Origin of the sequence: Saccharibacillus kuerlensis DSM 22868, from assembly GCF_000378145.1 — a bacterium.
Taxonomy (GTDB): Bacteria; Bacillota; Bacilli; order Paenibacillales; family Paenibacillaceae; genus Saccharibacillus; species Saccharibacillus kuerlensis.
Map to the genome: position 1 here is coordinate 36,110 of NZ_KB899283.1, position 18,422 is coordinate 54,531.

General features: G+C 51.0%; 19 protein-coding genes. All 19 read right to left on the reverse strand.

The window, feature by feature from the left end; all coding sequences use genetic code 11:
• Nucleotides 1–90: 90 nt before the first annotated feature.
• Nucleotides 91–897: a flagellar hook-basal body protein gene (locus F456_RS0109460; RefSeq protein WP_018976780.1), complete on the reverse strand. Its 807-nt coding sequence runs from the start codon at nucleotides 895–897 to the stop codon at nucleotides 91–93.
• Nucleotides 898–909: 12 nt separating this feature from the next.
• Nucleotides 910–1,791, reverse strand: coding sequence for a flagellar hook-basal body protein (locus F456_RS0109465; protein ID WP_018976781.1), 882 nt, complete (start codon nucleotides 1,789–1,791; stop codon nucleotides 910–912).
• A gap of 158 nt (nucleotides 1,792–1,949) precedes the next feature.
• Nucleotides 1,950–2,948 (reverse strand): rod shape-determining protein, encoded by a 999-nt coding sequence (mreB, locus tag F456_RS0109470; protein ID WP_018976782.1) that lies wholly within the window; start codon nucleotides 2,946–2,948, stop codon nucleotides 1,950–1,952.
• A gap of 207 nt (nucleotides 2,949–3,155) precedes the next feature.
• Nucleotides 3,156–4,502: a UDP-N-acetylglucosamine 1-carboxyvinyltransferase gene (gene murA, locus F456_RS0109475; protein ID WP_018976783.1), complete on the reverse strand. Its 1,347-nt coding sequence runs from the start codon at nucleotides 4,500–4,502 to the stop codon at nucleotides 3,156–3,158.
• Nucleotides 4,503–4,666: 164 nt separating this feature from the next.
• Nucleotides 4,667–4,921 (reverse strand): DUF1146 family protein, encoded by a 255-nt coding sequence (locus F456_RS0109480; protein ID WP_051086727.1) that lies wholly within the window; start codon nucleotides 4,919–4,921, stop codon nucleotides 4,667–4,669.
• Between the two features lie 387 nt (nucleotides 4,922–5,308).
• On the reverse strand, nucleotides 5,309–5,731 hold the full coding sequence (locus F456_RS0109490) for a F0F1 ATP synthase subunit epsilon (protein ID WP_018976786.1): 423 nt from the start codon (nucleotides 5,729–5,731) through the stop codon (nucleotides 5,309–5,311).
• Between the two features lie 31 nt (nucleotides 5,732–5,762).
• Complete coding sequence (gene atpD / locus F456_RS0109495; RefSeq protein WP_018976787.1) at nucleotides 5,763–7,163, reverse strand: F0F1 ATP synthase subunit beta; 1,401 nt, start codon at nucleotides 7,161–7,163, stop codon at nucleotides 5,763–5,765.
• A 24-nt stretch (nucleotides 7,164–7,187) separates the two neighbouring features.
• Nucleotides 7,188–8,051, reverse strand: coding sequence for an ATP synthase F1 subunit gamma (gene atpG, locus F456_RS0109500; protein WP_018976788.1), 864 nt, complete (start codon nucleotides 8,049–8,051; stop codon nucleotides 7,188–7,190).
• A 402-nt stretch (nucleotides 8,052–8,453) separates the two neighbouring features.
• Nucleotides 8,454–9,968 (reverse strand): F0F1 ATP synthase subunit alpha, encoded by a 1,515-nt coding sequence (gene atpA, locus F456_RS0109505; protein ID WP_018976789.1) that lies wholly within the window; start codon nucleotides 9,966–9,968, stop codon nucleotides 8,454–8,456.
• An 18-nt stretch (nucleotides 9,969–9,986) separates the two neighbouring features.
• Nucleotides 9,987–10,532 (reverse strand): F0F1 ATP synthase subunit delta, encoded by a 546-nt coding sequence (locus F456_RS0109510; protein ID WP_018976790.1) that lies wholly within the window; start codon nucleotides 10,530–10,532, stop codon nucleotides 9,987–9,989.
• Complete coding sequence (atpF, locus tag F456_RS0109515) at nucleotides 10,529–11,014, reverse strand: F0F1 ATP synthase subunit B (protein WP_018976791.1); 486 nt, start codon at nucleotides 11,012–11,014, stop codon at nucleotides 10,529–10,531. Before atpF ends, F456_RS0109510 begins: the two co-directional genes overlap by 4 nt.
• Nucleotides 11,015–11,123: 109 nt before the next feature.
• Entirely contained in the window at nucleotides 11,124–11,336 is a 213-nt protein-coding gene (gene atpE, locus F456_RS0109520; RefSeq protein ID WP_026293774.1) for a F0F1 ATP synthase subunit C, read from the reverse strand.
• Between the two features lie 111 nt (nucleotides 11,337–11,447).
• A complete protein-coding gene (gene atpB, locus F456_RS0109525; protein ID WP_018976793.1) occupies nucleotides 11,448–12,215 on the reverse strand; it encodes a F0F1 ATP synthase subunit A in 768 nt (255 codons plus the stop codon).
• 30 nt (nucleotides 12,216–12,245) lie between these two features.
• Nucleotides 12,246–12,623 carry an ATP synthase subunit I gene (locus F456_RS0109530; protein ID WP_018976794.1) on the reverse strand — a complete coding sequence of 126 codons (378 nt, stop codon included), beginning with the start codon at nucleotides 12,621–12,623 and terminating at the stop codon, nucleotides 12,246–12,248.
• Between the two features lie 287 nt (nucleotides 12,624–12,910).
• Nucleotides 12,911–14,083 carry a non-hydrolyzing UDP-N-acetylglucosamine 2-epimerase gene (gene wecB, locus F456_RS0109535; protein WP_018976795.1) on the reverse strand — a complete coding sequence of 391 codons (1,173 nt, stop codon included), beginning with the start codon at nucleotides 14,081–14,083 and terminating at the stop codon, nucleotides 12,911–12,913.
• Between the two features lie 139 nt (nucleotides 14,084–14,222).
• The gene (upp, locus tag F456_RS0109540) at nucleotides 14,223–14,852 is read right to left on the reverse strand and encodes a uracil phosphoribosyltransferase (RefSeq protein ID WP_018976796.1); all 630 of its coding nucleotides are present in this window, start codon (nucleotides 14,850–14,852) and stop codon (nucleotides 14,223–14,225) included.
• 400 nt (nucleotides 14,853–15,252) lie between these two features.
• On the reverse strand, nucleotides 15,253–16,524 hold the full coding sequence (locus F456_RS0109545) for an ABC transporter substrate-binding protein (RefSeq protein ID WP_018976797.1): 1,272 nt from the start codon (nucleotides 16,522–16,524) through the stop codon (nucleotides 15,253–15,255).
• A 13-nt stretch (nucleotides 16,525–16,537) separates the two neighbouring features.
• Nucleotides 16,538–17,374, reverse strand: coding sequence for a carbohydrate ABC transporter permease (locus F456_RS0109550; RefSeq protein ID WP_018976798.1), 837 nt, complete (start codon nucleotides 17,372–17,374; stop codon nucleotides 16,538–16,540).
• Complete coding sequence (locus F456_RS0109555; RefSeq protein WP_018976799.1) at nucleotides 17,374–18,255, reverse strand: carbohydrate ABC transporter permease; 882 nt, start codon at nucleotides 18,253–18,255, stop codon at nucleotides 17,374–17,376. Before F456_RS0109555 ends, F456_RS0109550 begins: the two co-directional genes overlap by 1 nt.
• Nucleotides 18,256–18,422: the final 167 nt, after the last annotated feature.

Sequence of the window (18,422 nt, forward strand, 5' to 3'; positions counted from 1 at the left end):
ACACCTCCTTACCGCAAAGCCCGAAGTCCCGGAATTCTCCGGAGCTTCGGACTCTTTCATTGTGCCGCCTATTGTTTTTTCGAATATCTGTTATTGACGAATTCCGTTCGCCAAAGTCGCCATTGTATCGCTTGAAGTCAACGCTTTTGCAGCCAGTTGGTAAGCACGCTGTGCCTGCATCAGATCCGTCATCTGGGCCGTCATATCAACGTTGGATTGTTCCACGTATCCTTGTCTTACCTGAGCTGTTACATCGTTATTCGTCAATACGTCCGCTTCATTCAGACCGTTACCAAGAACGAATACATTGCCATCCGTCTGTACCAGTCCTTCCGAATGGTTCACGCGAGCCAGCGACAGCTGACCTGCCGGCGTACTGCCCCCGTCCGGGTTCAGAGCACGAACGGTTCCATCGCTGTCCACCTGCAGTTTGGAGTCGGCCGGGATCCGAATCGGCTGCCCGTTCGTTCCCATCACGGGATGGCCTTGGTTGGTCATCAGATATACGTTTTGTGTATCTTCAGCAATCGCTCCTAATTGGAAGCCGCCTTCGCGCGTCCAGCCCTTGCCTCCGTTTACCTGAATCTCGAACAGTGCATTACCTTCGATCGCAATGTCAGACAGACTGCCGGTTTCCTTCAACGCACCCTGCTTCAAATCAACGGTTACTTCGCCCATACGAGCGCCAAAGCCCAGATTATATCCGGCATCCGTACGGCGTCCGTCAAGCTGGAAGTGCTGCCCCTGTTTCTGAACCTGAGTCAGTACGTCTTGAAAATTCCCCTGCTTGGCTTTGTATCCGACCGTATCTAGATTAGCGATGTTATCCGAAATCATCTCGAGCTTACGCTGGAGGCCGTTCATTGTTACCGCAGCACTGATCATCGAGTTATTCATGAATGTACCTCCTTAGTTTACTCTTCCAACTTCGTTAACAGCTTTTTCCAAACTCTTATCGTAAAACTGTACGATCTTCTGATTGGCTTCATACGCGCGAAGCGCTGCCGTCAGATCTACCATCGACTGGGCCGCATCTACTGTAGAGCGCTCCAGATACCCCTGCTTCACTTCAAACTGATCGGCGTCTGTCGCTGCACGAAGCGCTCCAGCTCCCTGAGTCTTTTCCGTAAACAGCCCTTCGCCGTCGCGAGTCAGCCCATTCGGCTGCTCTGCAATCGTAACTCCGATTCGGCCTGATGCCGCACCTGTCACCTTATTGAAAATGGTTCCGTTCTCCCGCACCCAGTAATCGTCCATCGAACCTGCCAGAATGATTGGTTGGCCATCTTGCCCCAATACGTTCTGATTCATCGAAGTAACGAGACGGCCGTCAGCCGCCAAGTTGAGATCGCCGTCGCGTGTATAGCTAATGCCGCCTTCCGGGTTCTCAACATTGAAGAATGCCTGCGGCTTGTACACCGTCTGACCATTCGCCAGTACTGCCTTGCCGGAAGCGTCGAACATTACATTTCCGCCCTGCGGATTCGCCACCTGGATATCGGAGATCAGCGCGAGGTCATCCGAAGACTGTGTCTCCGTAATATCGCCCTGCACCATCATCGAAATGCTTTCTTCGGCGAACACGCCGGTATTCAGCTTGCCGACATTACGATTGTCGCGGCCTTCATCCCCGCTGCGCAGTGCCACCATTACTTCGGGAAAAGAACGTGCTATGCTTTCTACCTGCTTGTATCCCGTCGTGTTTATGTTGGCAATGTTCTGCGTGACCGTGTCATGTCTGCGCTGCTGGGTCATCATGCCTGCGGTCGCCGTATATAATCCTCTCAGCATTCGATGTTTTCCCCTTTCCGATATCGCGGATGCGGTACGTTTCCTTTTCTTATTATTCCAGGCTGTCTTTGTCCGTATCCTCTAGCCGGCGTTTCAAAAAAGCCCCACCGGCCTTGTTTTATATATATCGGCATTTTCGAGAAATTGTGAAGAGGAAATCAGAATTTTTTCTTGGCTGTTTTATCAAGATGATCCAGCATCTTCTGTGTGCCTTTTACAACACAGTGCATCGGATCTTCCGCTGTCCAGACTGGCACTCTCAATTCACTCGCGAGCAGGTCGTCAAGGCCGTGAAGCAGCGCTCCGCCGCCTGTTAACACGACGCCCCGATCGATAATATCTGCCGACAGCTCGGGAGGAGTGCGCTCCAACACCGTTTTGGCGGCGCTCACGATCAATGCAACCGATTCGTCCAGCGCTTCCTTGACTTCAGCAGAAGTAACGGAGATGGTACGCGGCAGTCCGTTGACCATATCGCGTCCACGAATGTCCACTTCTGCCTGACGTCCATCGGGATGTACGGAAGCGATGTTAATCTTAAGATCTTCCGCCGTACGTTCGCCGATCAACAATTTATATTTGTTTTTGATATAGCGAATGATCGATTCGTCGAATGTATCCCCTGCCACCTTGATCGAGGAGGATGTTACGATATCGCCCATCGACAGAACAGCCACATCGGTCGTACCGCCACCGATATCGACGACCATATTGCCGCTCGGCTGGTAAATGTCCATGCCTGCACCGATTGCAGCTGCTTTCGGCTCTTCTTCCAAGTATACGTCTTTTGCTCCGGTACGCTGGGCCGCTTCACGGATTGCTTTTTGCTCGACGGAAGTAATATTGGTCGGTGCACAGATCAGAATCCGCGGACTGCTGTACCAATTCCGGCCGCCGACTTTGTTGATGAAGTAGCGCAGCATGGCTTCCGTAATGTCGAAGTCTGCAATAACCCCGTCGCGCAGTGGCCGCACCACTTCAATATTGCCTGGCGTGCGTCCTACCATACGGCGCGCTTCTTCGCCTACAGCCAACACGCGTTTGGATTCTCTCTCTACCGCCACAACCGATGGCTCGTCAATAACGACTCCCTTGCCCTTCACATAAATCAGCACGTTCGCCGTGCCTAGATCGATCCCGATATCCTTGCTCAACATGTCTTTTCGCGGCCTCCAGCATCCTTGTTTATTCGGCTTTTTTACTGCGTGCTTCTGCCCGCCATCCTGTAAACTACCAGCTTTTAACATACCATATTTACAGGCGTTACATCAACGGAAATCCAGCTTAAATATAGGCCGAAAATGCAAAAAACCCAAGTTTGCGAGAACTTGGGTTTTTGAACCTTTTTGAACTGAGATGTGGAGTTAAGCCCACGTTGGCTGAATGTTGAAGATCGGAGCTTCCGCCTGCACGATCGTTTCGTTCGCCGCTGTCGACTCCTGCACTTCTTCCGTCATGGAAACGCGCCAGATGTCTGCACCCAGACCTACCAGTTTTTCCGTCAAGTTGACGTATCCACGGTCGATATGATGAGTGCCGCCGACTTCTGTCGTACCTTCCGCTACAAGGCCGGCACAGATTAGAGCCGCTCCTGCACGAAGGTCGGTAGCCGTTACCTTGGCGCCTACAAACTTCGTTTCGCCGCTAACAAACGAAGAACGTCCTTCTACCTTGATTTCGGCGTTCATCAGACGGAACTGATCGACGTGCATGAAGCGGTTTTCGAATACCGTTTCTGTCACTACGCTTGTTCCAGTCGCACTCAGCAGAAGTGCCATCATCTGGGCCTGCATATCCGTTGGGAAGCCCGGGTACGGCAGCGTCTTAATATCCACTGCCCGAAGCGGCTTGTCGGCTACAACACGAATGCCGTTGTCGTCCGGAGTTACCGAAACGCCCATTTCTTCCATCTTGGCAATTACCGGACCGAGATGATCGGCAATCGCTCCTTCAACGTATACGTCGCCGCCTGTGATTGCAGCAGCTACCATATAGGTTCCAGCTTCAATGCGGTCGGGAATCACGGTATGAGGAGCACCTACAAGCTTCTCAACACCTTCAATCCGGATTGTACCGGTACCAGCGCCGCGGACAATTGCGCCCATGGCATTCAGGTAATTGGCCAGGTCAACAATCTCTGGCTCCTTGGCAGCATTTTCAATCGTCGTCACGCCTTCAGCCATTGTTGCCGCCATCATAATGTTTTCTGTAGCGCCTACGCTGGCCATATCCAGATAAATTTTCGCCCCGCGAAGTCTGCCTTCGCTCTTGGCTTCAACATATCCTTCTCCCAACGTAACGGTTGCCCCCATCGCTTCGAATCCTTTAAGATGCAGATCAATTGGACGTGTACCGATTGCACACCCGCCCGGCATCGAAATGCGGGTAGATCCCAGGCGTGCAAGCAAAGGTCCCATTACGAGGAAAGAGGCGCGCATCTTGCTCACCCATTCGTAAGGCGCTTCACAGGAAGTCAGGTTTTGCGCATCTACACGGATGACTTCGTCCCGGTATGTAATGCCCGCTCCTAGTGATTCCAAAACTTTATTGATAGTCATTACGTCGTCAAGAGGAGGTGCATCCGAGATGACACTCTCTCCTTCTTGTCCTAAAAGACTGGCAGCGATGATAGGAAGCACCGAATTCTTGGCACCGCTAACTTTGACGGTTCCGGTCAATCGTTTGCCGCCGCGGACGATAAATTTGCTCATCTCCGTATTCCCTCCGCGCGTTGTAATTTGCGTTTAATTGTTTGTTTTTGTTTGTGGTATTGTGCACATGCCGGTCTAAAACCGGTTTATCTTTTGGATAAAGTGAAGCCAACAAACCTAATCACTGATTAACCCAAGCATTCCGACTTAAAACAATTCCAGCTTTATAAGCTCATTCTGAGCAGCTGCGACCATCCGATATAATCCAAAATAAAGTTCGCAACGAAATGCCCGAGCACAATCGCCAACAGAACATGCAGCATTTTCCCCTGCGAACTCTGAGGATGGCGAATAAAGAGATCGAGCTTCAGGTTTTGCAGCGCCCACCATGCCAAAGCGATACAGCCCAGTGAAATACACATGGACAAGATGCCGGAAACTCCGGTTTGCGAGAAAGATGCCATTGCTCTTTCAGCCATCATCCAAGCTCCTTTCATTGATCCGGCCTTACCTTCTGACTGCATAAACGATTATTTTTTGCGGACTTCTCTATAATACTGGGAAGCGGGCGAAGAATCCAGCACATTTCAAACAAATTTTGCAAAAAAACGCCCATAACTTTCCTCTTGAGCTTATTTACTGGGTTTTGCCTGCTTGCTTATAAAATTGTAAGCGTTTTTCTTTTTTATCCCTTGTGGTTGCGGGTTTTCTTGTTTCGTTTGTTGATTTAAACCGTGGTCAATCTGCCGTTGGACGATATGAATTTATAAGAGAAAAAGCGCTTTGAATATTTACATGTGTTTTATATTTCCGGGGAAATATAACTATACAAAAAAAGCCGGTCTCCGAGGAGACCGGCTTTGCGACTATTTGTTGACGATGTCCATATTGGTCACGTCGAGACGAGTCACTGCACGTTTGAGCGCGAGTTCGGCACGGCGGAAATCGATCTCATCCTGATGCAGTTTTCCGTTTTCGAGGCGCAATTCGGCTCTCTCACGCGCCGCACGGGCACGGTCGATATCGATCGCTTCCGGCAGCTCCGCACTTTCCGCCAACACGACCACTTTCTCGGAACGGACTTCAAGGAATCCACCGTGTACCGCTACATGGGACCACTTGCCGTCATGCTGGAGGCTGAACGCTCCGATTTGCAGCGGAGCGACCGTCGCAATATGACCCGGCAGGACGCCCATGTCGCCTTCTATGCTTTTAGCGACGATACTGGTGACATTGCCAGAGTAAATAAGACGCTCCGGCGTGACGATTTCCAGCAAAAAGGTGTTCACTTCTATCCCTCCTCACCCGAAGCTTGTAAGCTTACAGGTTTTTCGCCTTCTCGACGGCTTCTTCGATCGTGCCGACAAAGAGGAATGCCGCTTCCGGAAGGTCGTCGTATTTGCCGTCAAGAATCTCGCGGAAGCTGCGAATCGTTTCCTTAACCGGAACATAACGGCCTTTGAGACCTGTGAAAGCTTCGGCTACGTGGAAAGGCTGCGACAAGAAGCGTTGGATTCTGCGCGCACGGCCAACGATCAGCTTGTCGTCCTCGCTCAACTCGTCCATACCGAGAATCGCAATAATATCCTGCAGCTCACGGTAGCGGGCAAGAATCTGCTTCACGCCTTGAGCAACTTCGTAATGTTCTTCGCCAACTACATCCGGAGACAGAATCCGCGAACTGGAAGCAAGCGGATCTACGGCTGGGAAGATACCCATTTCGGAGATTTTACGTTCCAGGTTAGTCGTAGCATCCAAGTGTGCGAATGTTGTAGCCGGAGCCGGGTCCGTATAATCGTCCGCCGGTACGTAAATCGCCTGGATGGATGTAACCGAACCTTTTTTGGTCGATGTAATCCGTTCCTGCAGCTGACCCATTTCCGTTGCCAATGTAGGCTGGTAGCCTACCGCAGAAGGCATACGGCCGAGCAGTGCAGATACTTCGGAGCCCGCTTGGGTAAAGCGGAAGATGTTATCGACGAACAGCAGTACATCGCGGCCTTCTTGATCGCGGAAATACTCCGCCATAGTCAGACCCGTCAATGCGACGCGAAGACGCGCGCCCGGAGGCTCGTTCATCTGTCCGAAGACCATCGCCGTTTTGTTAATAACGCCCGATTCTCTCATTTCATGGTACAAGTCGTTACCTTCGCGAGTACGTTCGCCGACACCGGCAAATACAGAGATACCGCCGTGTTCCTGCGCAATATTATTGATCAGTTCCTGAATCGTAACGGTCTTACCTACACCGGCACCGCCGAACAAGCCGATTTTTCCGCCTTTGGCGTAAGGAGCCAAAAGGTCGATAACCTTGATGCCCGTTTCGAGCATTTCTGCCTGTGTCGAGAGTTCGTCGAACGTCGGAGGCTGACGGTGAATCGGATCTTTGATCGCCGATACCACTTCGCCCGCTTCGTCGATTGGCTCACCAAGAACGTTAAAGATACGTCCCAGTGTAACTTCTCCGACCGGTACGGAAATTGGACTTCCCGTATCGACCGCTGCGCTTCCGCGCATCAATCCATCGGTAGAAGACATCGCGATGCAGCGCACCGTATTGTCTCCCAGATGGTTAGAGACTTCCAGAGTCAGTTCAAAAGTCTGGCCGTTTTCCGTCGCTTTTTGAACCTTGAGCGCATTCAGGATTTCCGGAAGCTGACCACGTTCGAATTCCACGTCGACAACCGGACCCGTGATGCTAATGATGCGTCCTGTATTCATGCTTGGTTTTCCCCCCTACAAGCTTCAGCTTTGTGCGGCATTAGCGCCGGCCACGATTTCGGTAATTTCCTGTGTAATGGCTGCCTGACGTGCACGGTTGTACGTTAAGGTATACTCGTTGATCAGCTTGGATGCATTCTTAGTCGCTGCACCCATGGCAGTCATCTTCGCGCCAAGTTCACTTGCTTTTCCTTCAAGAACAGCTTTGTAAATCAGCGTCTCGGCATAACGAGGCAGCAGCACGTCCAAAACTTCGGCAGGCGAAGGTTCGAATTCATAGCTTTGCATCGCACCATCGAAAGTGACCGGCTCCATTGGCAGCAGTCCTTCGACCTGTGGAATTTGAGTAAGCGCATTAACAAACTGGTTATAGCATAAGTACAACGCATCGCAGTTGCCGAGCTCGTAATCTCTGACTGCTCGGGATGCAAGCGTCTTGACATCGGCGAACGAAGGAGCGTCGGAAAGATCCGTTACCATTTCCGCGACCGGGATGCCCCGTCTGCGGAAATAATCGCGACCTTTCCGGCCGATTACGTAAATCATGTATTCGTCGGGAGAAGAATGACGATCCCGAAGCTCGTTCGATACCCGGCGCAGAATATTAGCATTGTAACCGCCAGCAAGACCGCGATCCGATGTAATAACCAAGTAAGCCGTTTTACGTACTGCGCGTTTTTCGAGCATTGGATGACGAACTCCGGTGCTGCCGGAAGCGATGCTTGCTACGACTTCACGCAGCTTTTCCGAGTAAGGACGCGCCGCTTCCGTCTTCTCCTGTGCACGACGCAGCTTGGAGGCCGCAACCATCTCCATAGCCTTGGTGATCTGACGCGTATTTTGCGTACTTTTGATCTGCCGCTTGATTTCGCGTATTCCTTTAGCCATTCTGTCACCTCCCAAAGACTTTGCAGAGCAAAGTCACAAATTATCAAGAAAATCCTATTCGTTACAGAAACGTTGTGGCTGCGGGAGAAATTCGTTCCGGTCGCGTGTTGAAATTGAGAAAAGGGATTAAATTCAAATAGAATTTTCTCAATTTCAAAGGCGAACACTATCGTTCCTTCACTGAATTTCTCCCTCCGCCTCCTCGCTTCATTCAGAATTATACTTTCTCGACACGTGAGACTTTGCGGAGCAAAGCCACTTCGTAAGCGTAAATCCGTATCCTACTTTGTATAAGAAAGTCTTCTGAACCCTTGTAGGCAGCACCGTATTTTCCTCATGGAAAACCGCAGCACTGCTTACTTCAAGTTCGCAAACCTTCTATAGAAAATATGCATCCGGCACTTATGCCGTCGTTGCAAATCCTTTTTTGAACTTCTCAATTGCCGCAACCAGGGCTTTGTCGTTGTCGGACGTAAGATCCTTGGTCTGGATGATCGAGTCGAGAATCGCTTGATGTTCGCTCGCCATATAAATCAAGAACTCGCGTTCGAAGCGGCGAACGTCTGCCACCGGAATATCGTCAAGGAAGCCCTTAACCGCCGTGTACAAACTTACAACCTGCTGTTCAACCGATAGCGGCTGATTGACACCCTGCTTCAGAATTTCCATCATGCGTGCACCGCGGTTAAGACGGGCAAGCGTCGATTTGTCGAGATCCGAACCGAACTGCGAGAATGCCTGAAGCTCACGGTATTGAGCCAGATCCAGACGCAGTGTACCGGCAACCTTCTTCATGGCCTTAATCTGTGCGGAACCGCCGACACGCGATACCGAGATACCGACGTTAATCGCCGGACGCTGACCCGAGTAGAACAAGTCCGACTCCAGGAAGATCTGACCGTCGGTGATCGAGATTACGTTCGTCGGAATGTAAGCCGATACGTCCGAAGCCTGCGTTTCGATAAACGGCAGTGCCGTCAACGAGCCGCCGCCACGTTCGTCGCTCAGTTTCGCTGCGCGCTCAAGCAGACGGGAGTGCAGATAGAAGACGTCACCCGGGTAAGCTTCCCGGCCCGGAGGACGGCGAAGCAGCAGGGAAAGTTCGCGGTAAGCCGCGGCCTGCTTCGACAAGTCGTCATAAATGACGAGGGCATGCTCGCCCTTGTACATGAAGTACTCGCCCATTGCGCATCCGGCATAGGCCGAAATGTACTGAAGCGGAGCCGGATCGGAAGCCGATGCCGTTACGACGATCGTGTACTCCAGTGCGCCGGTACGACGCAGTGTTTCCACAACCTGTGCGACGGTAGATTGCTTCTGACCGATTGCGACATATACACACTTCACATTGTTGCCTTTTTGGTTCAAGATCGTATCAATTGCGATTGTCGTTTTACCGGTTTGACGGTCACCGATAATCAGTTCGCGCTGTCCGCGGCCGATTGGAACCATCGAGTCAATCGCCTTGATACCTGTCTGCATTGGCTCGTGTACGGATTTTCGGTCGATAACGCCTGGAGCGCTTCCTTCAACCGGACGGAATTCGGTCGTTGCGATTGGACCTTTGCCGTCGACCGGCTGTCCGAGAGGGTTCACGACGCGACCGAGCATTGCTTCGCCAACCGGAACTTCCATAATGCGGCCGGTACGCTTAACTTGGTCACCTTCGCGAATATCCGTGTAAGGTCCTAAGATAACGATACCTACATTATCTTCTTCCAGGTTGAGCGCCATGCCCATAATTCCGTTGGAGAACTCGAGCAGCTCGCCCGACATTACATTATCGAGTCCGTGCGCCCGGGCGATCCCGTCACCAATTTGAATAACGGTACCTACCTCGGCGACTTCAATATCATTCTGATACTGTTCAATCTGGCTTTTAATCAGTGTGCTGATTTCATCAGGTCTGATACTCAAGTGTTTCCCCCCCTGTCACTATGCTTTCTGTTCAAACGACTTTTCGAGACGAGCCAGCTTGCCTGCCAGACTGCCATCGTAAAGTGTATTGCCGATCACAACTTTTGCTCCACCGAGCAAACTTTTGTCGATCACATTGCGGATGGTAATCCGTTTGCCTGTCAGTACGCCGAAGCGTTCAGCGGCCGCGGTTTTCTCCTGTTCGGTCATTGGAAACGCCGTATATACGTCAGCGTCAGCCAGACCAAGCGCCTCATTTGAGATCAGCTCGTAACTTTTGCTCAATTCGCCGAAAAGCTCTGCCCGTCCCCGTTCAATCAACAATTCGATCGTGCGGATGACCGGAATGGAAATTCGCCCTTCAAATCCGGCCTGCAAAGCGTTCTTTTTGTTCTCCACAGATACGCTTGGCGAAGAAATGAATCGACTCAAATCCGCATTCGCCGCAAATACTTCCGTTATGGCGCGCAGCTCGGCCTGGGTTTCGGTAACCTTCCCTTGTGAAAAGGTTACTTCAAACAGTGCACGCGCATAACGCTTTGCGACCCGGCTATCGCGGCTCATGATTTGCTGCCTACGTCTTTCAGGTACTGATCCACCAGGCCTTCATTCGATTTCTCATCGATTTCTTTTTCAAGAAGCTTGGAAGCGATCTGTACGGATACGCGTCCCACTTCGCCGCGGAGCGCAGCCACCGCTTTGTTCTTCTCGCTTTCGATATCCCGAAGAGCTTCGTCTTTGATCCGCAGCGATTCTTCTTTTGCCTGTTCGAGCATCATGTCGGCTTGAGCACTGCTTGTTTGTCTGGACGTTTCGATGATGCCTTGAGCTTCCAGACGCGCCTGTTCGAGCGCTTTACGCTGCTCTTCGACGTAATCACTTGCCGCTTTTTTGCTGTTCGCAGCTTCAGCCAGCTGGTTCATGACCAGTTCGCGGCGCTGCTCCATGATGGAGAAGAGCTTGTTGAACGCATACTTCTGCAGCAGGAAATAGAGCAGAATGAACGAAATGATCGTAATCAATATATTTTCCCAATAGATGTGCACCGATTATCGCTCCTTTCCATTGAAAACGTGTACTTACACAAATGCATGTATACTAACAAAACGAAGGCGCGGATGGCAAAGCCCTCCCCGCCAAACAGTCGTATGAATATTAAGAGAACATGATCAGGAAGGCGATAACGGTAGCCGCCAACGGAATAACTTCGACGATACCTACACCGATGAACATGGTTGTTTGCAGTTGACCGCGTGCTTCTGGCTGACGAGCGATGGACTCAACAGTTCTGCTGACGATCATACCGTTACCAATACCAGCGCCAAGTGCGCCCAGACCTACTGCGATTGCTGCTGCCAAAAAGTTCAAATCCATTATGAATTGCCTCCTCAAAGTATGGTTGATATTTGTTTTTTGAAGCTATACGAATCATCCGACTGTCCTATTTAAGACAGACGTTTTTTTCGGAATGAACTGCAATTAATCATGAGCTTCCTCGTGCGTCGTTGCCTGCGAAATGTACACCATTGTTAAAATAGTGAAAATAAATGCCTGCAGCGCGCCGATAAAGATACTGAAGCCCTGCCAAGCGGCCATGAACGGAATACCGAAGAATCCAAGCTTCAGGATAACGGTAATCAGCACTTCCCCCGCGAAAATGTTGGCGAACAAACGAATGGCCAGAGCGATCGGCTTCGACAGGTTCTCCACGATATTCAATGGAAGGAAGATCCAGAACGGTTGTACATAATGCTTCAGATAGTGCTTTCTATTCAAGCGCAATCCAAGATAATTCACCAGAATGAACACGACGATTGCAAGCCCCGCAGTAATGGAAATATCCGCTGTTGGAGACTTCCACCAGAGCACATGGGCATGTTGACCGGCTTCAAGCCCGACAGTTGCCTGAATCGGCTGACCAAAGACTGTATAATTGGCCGGAAGATCCGTAATCAGGTTAAATGGAAGCCCAAGCAGGTTGGCAACGAAGATGAAGAGAATCAGCGTCAGGCCGAGCGATATGTAAGCCTTACCCTTCTTCAAGTCCATGGTGCTTGCAATAAGGTTCTGAACGAATTCGACGACCCATTCCATGAAGTTTTGAATTCTGGACGGATTTTCGACGGATAAGTTCCGAATACTCAGCTTTACAAGTGCGAATGTGATCACGCAGGTGACGAGAAGCATAATGATCGCCGAGAGGTCAAGATTGAACCCGCCGAGATTGATAACGGGAGCGTCATGCATAGTTGTCCCTCCTTTCCGAAGTGATACGGGTCAATGGTTGTTTCTGATGCTTACCACAATACTGACAGGAATGGTAAGCAGCTGCGGAATCATGAGCCCGACAACCGCTGATACCAGCGAGACCTGATCGAATCTTGCGGCTACTGCCACGACCAGTACGCTTATGCAAAGACGGGTAAGAAACCCGAAATTGTATCGTTTGCCTTCCGGATTCATAGCCAACATTCCCAGCTCTTGAACTTTGGAAGAAAGGAAGCGAACATTGAACCCACCCGCTACAACGCCTAGAACCAGTCCAGAGAATACCGGACGATAATCAGGGAAAAGAGCCCAGCCGAAAATTAAAACGGACAACAGAAGCAGTATGATCCTGGATGCCGTATTTACAATAGGAGTTAAATCATTCACATTACCCCTCCAGAAAAAATAAGTTAAAATGAGGCATCCTGACTGAGTCTGTTTTATTTTACTGAACAGCTAGAGTCTCTGTCAATCGACCAATCCCTGCCTTTTATGGAATCAATCAATCGTTTCCGCCGAATCTCATTCGCTCTGAAATCCCGCTCCGAACCCTGTACAAAGCACAGTCAGTATGCTCACATTTCGAATGCAGCATTTTTCAATAGCAGATGCCGCACTTCTCTATGAAAGCGTATCAACCGTACAGCTATACTGTATACTGTTTACCTAGTCAATCACAATGCAACTTCTGGATCAATTGTGTCCATTGTGTGAAATTCTTCAGGACGTTCGCTTTTGAAGCCGAAACTGTGAAGAATCGCATTGACAATACGCTGGGACGCTTGGCCGTCTCCGTAAGGATTGGCAGCCCGGCTCATGGATTCGTACAAAGTCTCGTCGCTGAGCAGCGCCCGGGTCCGTGCATATACCGTCTCTTCTTCCGTTCCCACTAGTTCCAGGGTGCCGGCTTCGATGCCTTCTGGACGTTCCGTCGTATCACGCAGAACAAGAACAGGCACGCCGAACGACGGCGCCTCTTCTTGCAGGCCTCCGGAATCGGTCAGGATCAAATGCGTATGCGGATAGAAATTGTGCAGGTCTACGACGTCGAGCGGATCGATCAGCGAAATACGAGGATGACCGCCGAGGATTTCATGAGCAGGCTCTTTGACAGCAGGACTCGGATGCACAGGATACACGATTGCCACGTCTTCGAACTCGTCGGCAATCCGTTTTACCGCCCGGAAAATATTGCGATGCGGCTCGCCCTGCGACTCGCGACGATGTGCAGTCATCAGAATTAGCCTTTTTCCTTTGGCCCAATCGAGCATCGGGTGAGTGTAATCGGGCTGTACGGTATATTGAAACACATCCGTGACCGTATTGCCTGTGACATAAACGCTTGACTTCGACTTATTTTCCTTAGCCAGGTTCCCTCCCGACCAAGAGGTCGGAGCGAAATGGAGATCCGCGATAACGCCCGTCAGCTGACGGTTCATCTCTTCCGGATAAGGCGACAGCTTGTTCCACGTCCGAAGTCCCGCTTCCACATGACCGACTTTAATCTGCAGCATGAACGCCGCATAGCTCGCCAAGAATGTCGTCAGCGTATCTCCGTGCACCAGTACAATATCCGGCTTTGCTTCGCGAAGCACAGGCTCCAGACCTTGAAGGACTCGAATCGAAATTTCGTTCAGCGTCTGACGATCCTTCATTACGTCCAGATCATAGTCAGGAGTAATCTTGAATACTTCCAGTACCTGATCAAGCATCTGACGGTGCTGGGCCGTGACGCACACGATCGATTCAATCTCTTCCGGATGCTTCTCCAGTTCAAGAATCAGTGGAGCCATTTTGATCGCTTCCGGGCGTACGCCGAAGATTGTCATCACTTTAATTTTTTTCATCGGTTGATTTTCTCACCTTTCCGCTCGCGATCCGACTCATCGAAGAAACCGGATCGCTTGTTCCTTCATTATAATAGCTTCCTTATAAAGCGCTTTTTCAACCTTTTTATCCAACCGTATCTGCATACTTTCCGAATTCTTACTTGGTTCCGTACAGACGGTCTCCGGCATCGCCAAGTCCCGGTACGATATAACCGTGATCATCGAGTCTCTCATCGAGTGCCGCTACATAGATGTCCACGTCAGGATGCGCATCTTGTACCGCTTTCACGCCTTCCGGCGCGGCAATCAGATTCATCATCTTGATCTGGGTGCATCCGCGTTTCTTCAGCACGTCGATCGCCGCAATGGCAGAACCCCCTGTTGCCAGCATCGGATCGATAACGATCAACTCGCGCTCTTGTACATCTGTTGGCAGCTTCACGTAATACTCGACCGGCTGGAGTGTGTTCGGATCGCGGAACAGTCCGACATGCCCTACCTTGGCCGCTGGCAGAAGCTTCAATACACCGTCGAGCATACCAAGTCCCGCACGCAGAATCGGAACCAGACCGAGCATACGGCCTGAAATGACCTTGCCTTCGGTTTGTGTAACCGGCGTCTCTACCGGAATGGATTCGAGCGGCACTTCGCGCGTAATTTCATAAGCCATCAATGTCGCTACTTCGTCGACAAGCTCTCTGAAGTCCTTGGTATTCGTGTTCACGTCTCGGATAAAAGTCAGTTTGTGCTGGATCAGCGGATGATCGCAGATCACCAGTTTACTCATAATGTTCGTCCCTCCGTACAATGTTCGGCACCTTTTAACAGCGTCCGTTTTTTCGAAAATTCGTCTCGAATTCCTTATGAGATGCGTTCCTGCAAGCATGTAATATCCTGCAGCGCACCGTAAATCTTGTTCATTATAGCATTACGAAGCCCTCTGTGCATCAGCCTTGAAAAGTCCGTTACAAAAACGTGTTCCTTTATTTGTACAAGCCTCCTTCCTTCTTTTTCGCGCAAAAAAAATCCCCAACCGAAATGCCGGTTGGGAGCCATGCAAAGGTCCTGCACAATAGCGCTGTAGTCCTTAATTTCAGTTGTTGCAATTACGTCTTCCGCCCCTGCTTACTTGGCAGCTTTTCGCTTCCTTGTCGGCTTTCTATCTGTCCGTTTCGGCAAAGCGCTTGTCAGCGTACTTTCAAATTGTCGTAAGAAGTCTGAAGGTTTTTCAGCATTTCATCCCGGGTATCGCGTCCCGCGATATACGACTGCATCAGATTGGCGTAATCCTGCGGCGTGCCGATCGGCAGCTGCTGGAAGTACCAGTTGAGCACTTTACCCTCTTCGATATATTGGGTTAGATCAGCGCCCAGCTTCCCAATTCCCTCAGGGTCTCCCTGGATATTGTTGAACGCCGGAATGAACTGAAATTTTGTCGTCAGGAACTCCTGACCTTCCGGCGAAGTCGCCATCCATTCCAGCAGTTCCTTCGCTTCTTTCTTGACCGGCGAATTCTTGTTGATGACCCAGTAGGTTGGCACTCCGACGAACAGCTTATCGTTAGCTTCCGGATCTTCGCTGATCGGCATCGGCATCATTCCTACATTGAGATCGGGATTGATTCCGTCAAGCGTCGGCTGTACCCAGTTGCCCTGCTGCGTCATGGCCGCCTGGCCGTTCGCAAACGTAGACATTTGCGTATTATAATCGGTTGTCAGCGGGTTGGCATTGCCGTATTTAAGTGTCAGGTCGAGTAGATCCAGCCAACCGGCAAAGATTTCGTTGCTTCTGATATCGGCATTGCTGTCGTCCAGCGACTTCAGAAAAGCTTCCGGATCATCCTGGCGGGCAAACGGTACGTTGACGTTGTGGTTGCCAAGCACCCACCATTCCGCATAAGCGTTGACGAACGGCGTATAGCCGGCTTCCTCGATCTTCTGAGCCGCCTGCTCCAACTCACTCAGTGTTTTCGGAATCTCCGTAATGCCGGCTTCCTTAAAAATGTCCTTGTTGTACAGGAAGCCATAACCTTCGTAGTTCAGCGGAAAACCATACAGCTTCCCGTTCGCACTCATGGGATCTTTTGCGACCTGATCCATATTTTGCACCCAAGGCTGATCCGACAAGTCCTCCAGATATTCAAGCCACAGATCACGCTCCTGGAAGCCGCCAATCGTGAAGATGTCAGGCTGTGCGCCAGCGGAGAAGCGTGACTTCAGCGAGGCCGCGTAATCCGTCCCTCCGCCAACCGATTGAATATTCAGCGTAACGCCAGGGTGTGACTCTTCGTAGACCTGCTTCATTTCCGCAAGCTGATTGGAGATCTCGACTTTACCCTGATAAATATTGATGACCTTTTCTCCGGCTCCGCCCGTGCTGCCTCCTTGGCTGCAGCCGGACAATGCGGCCGCGGCGGTCAGGAGCAGAGCAGGCAGAAGCATTAGTTTTCTCTTCAGCATGGTTTTTCCTCCTTTACCCTTTCACGGCGCCGGCCGCGATGCCCGACACGATATATTTTTGCATGGCCAGGAAGAAAATGATGACCGGAGCGATTCCGAGTACAAGTGCCGGAAGCGCCAGGTCCCACTGCTTCGTATACTGACCGAACAGCATGAACGTGGCGATCGGAATCGTTCGCAGATTTTCGCTCGTCAAGATTAGGGAAGGCAGCAGATAATCGTTCCAAATCCACAGCGTATTCAGAATGATGATCGTCACGTACATCGGGCGAAGCATCGGATAGACAATTCGGAAAAAGACGCCGTATGTGCCTGCTCCGTCCACCTGCGCCGCCTGCTCAATCTCCAGCGGAATGGATTTAATGTTGCCATGGAACAGAAAGACCGACAGCGGAGCACCGAAGCCCAGGTAGCAGAGGATAAGCCCCCAGAGGCTGTCACTGAGTCCTACGCGGCTCGTTACGTCCATCAACGGCAGCATGATCGACTGGAAAGGAATGACCATGGCAGCCACAAACAGACCGAATAGAACGCGATTGAATACCGTATTGTGGCGTACCATCTGATAAGCGGCCATCGAGCTGAATAGAACAAGCAGCAGGTTGCTGGCAATCGTAACGATCAGCGAATTTCTGAGCGCGGACGGAAAGTCGATCGCTTCCCAACCGGCTTTGTAGTTGGCCCATTGAAGCGTGCTCGGCAGAGCTGCGGCATCAGACAGAATTTCTCCGAACGTCTTCAAGGAATTTGACAGCAGGAAATAGAAAGGGACCAAGAACAACAGGCCGATTAGAATGAGCAGGATTTCGATGACCAGCGTTCGTACACGATATCTCGAATCTTGTTCCATTAAGCTTCAACCTCCCGGTTCTTGGTAGCACGGACCTGAAGGGCCGTAATGATCGCAACGATGGCGAAGAAGATGACAGCTTTGGCCGTACCGAGGCCCAGACGGCTGTTCGTGAATGCTTCCCGGTAAATATCGAGCGCTACGGAACGAGTCGCGTTGAACGGCCCGCCGTTAGTCAGCGCCAAATTCAGATCAAACATTTTGAACGACCACGACAGCGTCAGGAACAGGCAGACGGTCACTGCTGGCATGACGAGCGGAATGATGATTTTCCATAACACCTGTCCCGGCTTGGCACCGTCGATCGACGCCGACTCAAGGACGTCCTTGGAGACGTTGCCGAGCGAGGCTATGTAGATAACCATCAGGTAGCCGGCATACTGCCAGACGAATACAATGACAATTCCCCAGAAAGCGGTCGATTCATTGCCCAGCCAAGGCAGATTGAAGAAAGAAATACCTGTTGCTTGGCCGATTGCAGCGAAGCCGCGTACGAAAATGAACTGCCAGATAAATCCGAGCAGCAGGCCTCCGATCATGTTGGGCATGAAGAAGACAGTCCGCAGTACATTCTTGCTCTTAAGCGGCTTCATGAGAAAGTAAGCAAGGAAAAAGCCCAGCAGGTTTGTCAAAATAACCGCTACAATGGTGAAGCGCACGGTAAACCAAAACGCATTTCGGAAATCCGGGTCGGCGGTAAAGATGTGAGCATAATTGCGCAGACCGACAAACTCAAGGTCGCGCGATACGCCGTTCCAATTTGTCATCGAATAGTAAATCCCGAGCAGAAACGGAATCATGACGATCAGAACGAAGAAGATCGTCGTGGGACCTACGAAAACGAGCTGCTGCGTCCACTGCGAAAGTTTTTTACGGCTCAATCCGAATCCTCTCCTCTGTAAAAAGTGTAAAAATCGATGCCTTTGGCTGCGGAACGCGTCTTGGACTGCGGATCGGACAACCGGCATTCCGCTGCGGTCGGAGAATTCGTTCGTAAGCGTTGGCTGAAGCCTATGCGCAAATTCGCGGGCTCTTCCGAGGGCGCCTG

Coding starts and splice junctions, on each gene's coding strand:
- F456_RS0109460 (WP_018976780.1), bottom strand. CDS start 897: ATGAATAACTCGATGATCAGTGCTGCGGTAACAATGAACGGCCTCCAG.
- F456_RS0109465 (WP_018976781.1), bottom strand. CDS start 1,791: ATGCTGAGAGGATTATATACGGCGACCGCAGGCATGATGACCCAGCAG.
- mreB (WP_018976782.1), bottom strand. CDS start 2,948: ATGTTGAGCAAGGATATCGGGATCGATCTAGGCACGGCGAACGTGCTG.
- murA (WP_018976783.1), bottom strand. CDS start 4,502: ATGAGCAAATTTATCGTCCGCGGCGGCAAACGATTGACCGGAACCGTC.
- F456_RS0109480 (WP_051086727.1), bottom strand. CDS start 4,921: ATGGCTGAAAGAGCAATGGCATCTTTCTCGCAAACCGGAGTTTCCGGC.
- atpD (WP_018976787.1), bottom strand. CDS start 7,163: ATGAATACAGGACGCATCATTAGCATCACGGGTCCGGTTGTCGACGTG.
- atpG (WP_018976788.1), bottom strand. CDS start 8,051: ATGGCTAAAGGAATACGCGAAATCAAGCGGCAGATCAAAAGTACGCAA.
- F456_RS0109510 (WP_018976790.1), bottom strand. CDS start 10,532: ATGAGCCGCGATAGCCGGGTCGCAAAGCGTTATGCGCGTGCACTGTTT.
- atpB (WP_018976793.1), bottom strand. CDS start 12,215: ATGCATGACGCTCCCGTTATCAATCTCGGCGGGTTCAATCTTGACCTC.
- wecB (WP_018976795.1), bottom strand. CDS start 14,083: ATGAAAAAAATTAAAGTGATGACAATCTTCGGCGTACGCCCGGAAGCG.
- upp (WP_018976796.1), bottom strand. CDS start 14,852: ATGAGTAAACTGGTGATCTGCGATCATCCGCTGATCCAGCACAAACTG.
- F456_RS0109545 (WP_018976797.1), bottom strand. CDS start 16,524: ATGCTGAAGAGAAAACTAATGCTTCTGCCTGCTCTGCTCCTGACCGCC.
- F456_RS0109550 (WP_018976798.1), bottom strand. CDS start 17,374: ATGGAACAAGATTCGAGATATCGTGTACGAACGCTGGTCATCGAAATC.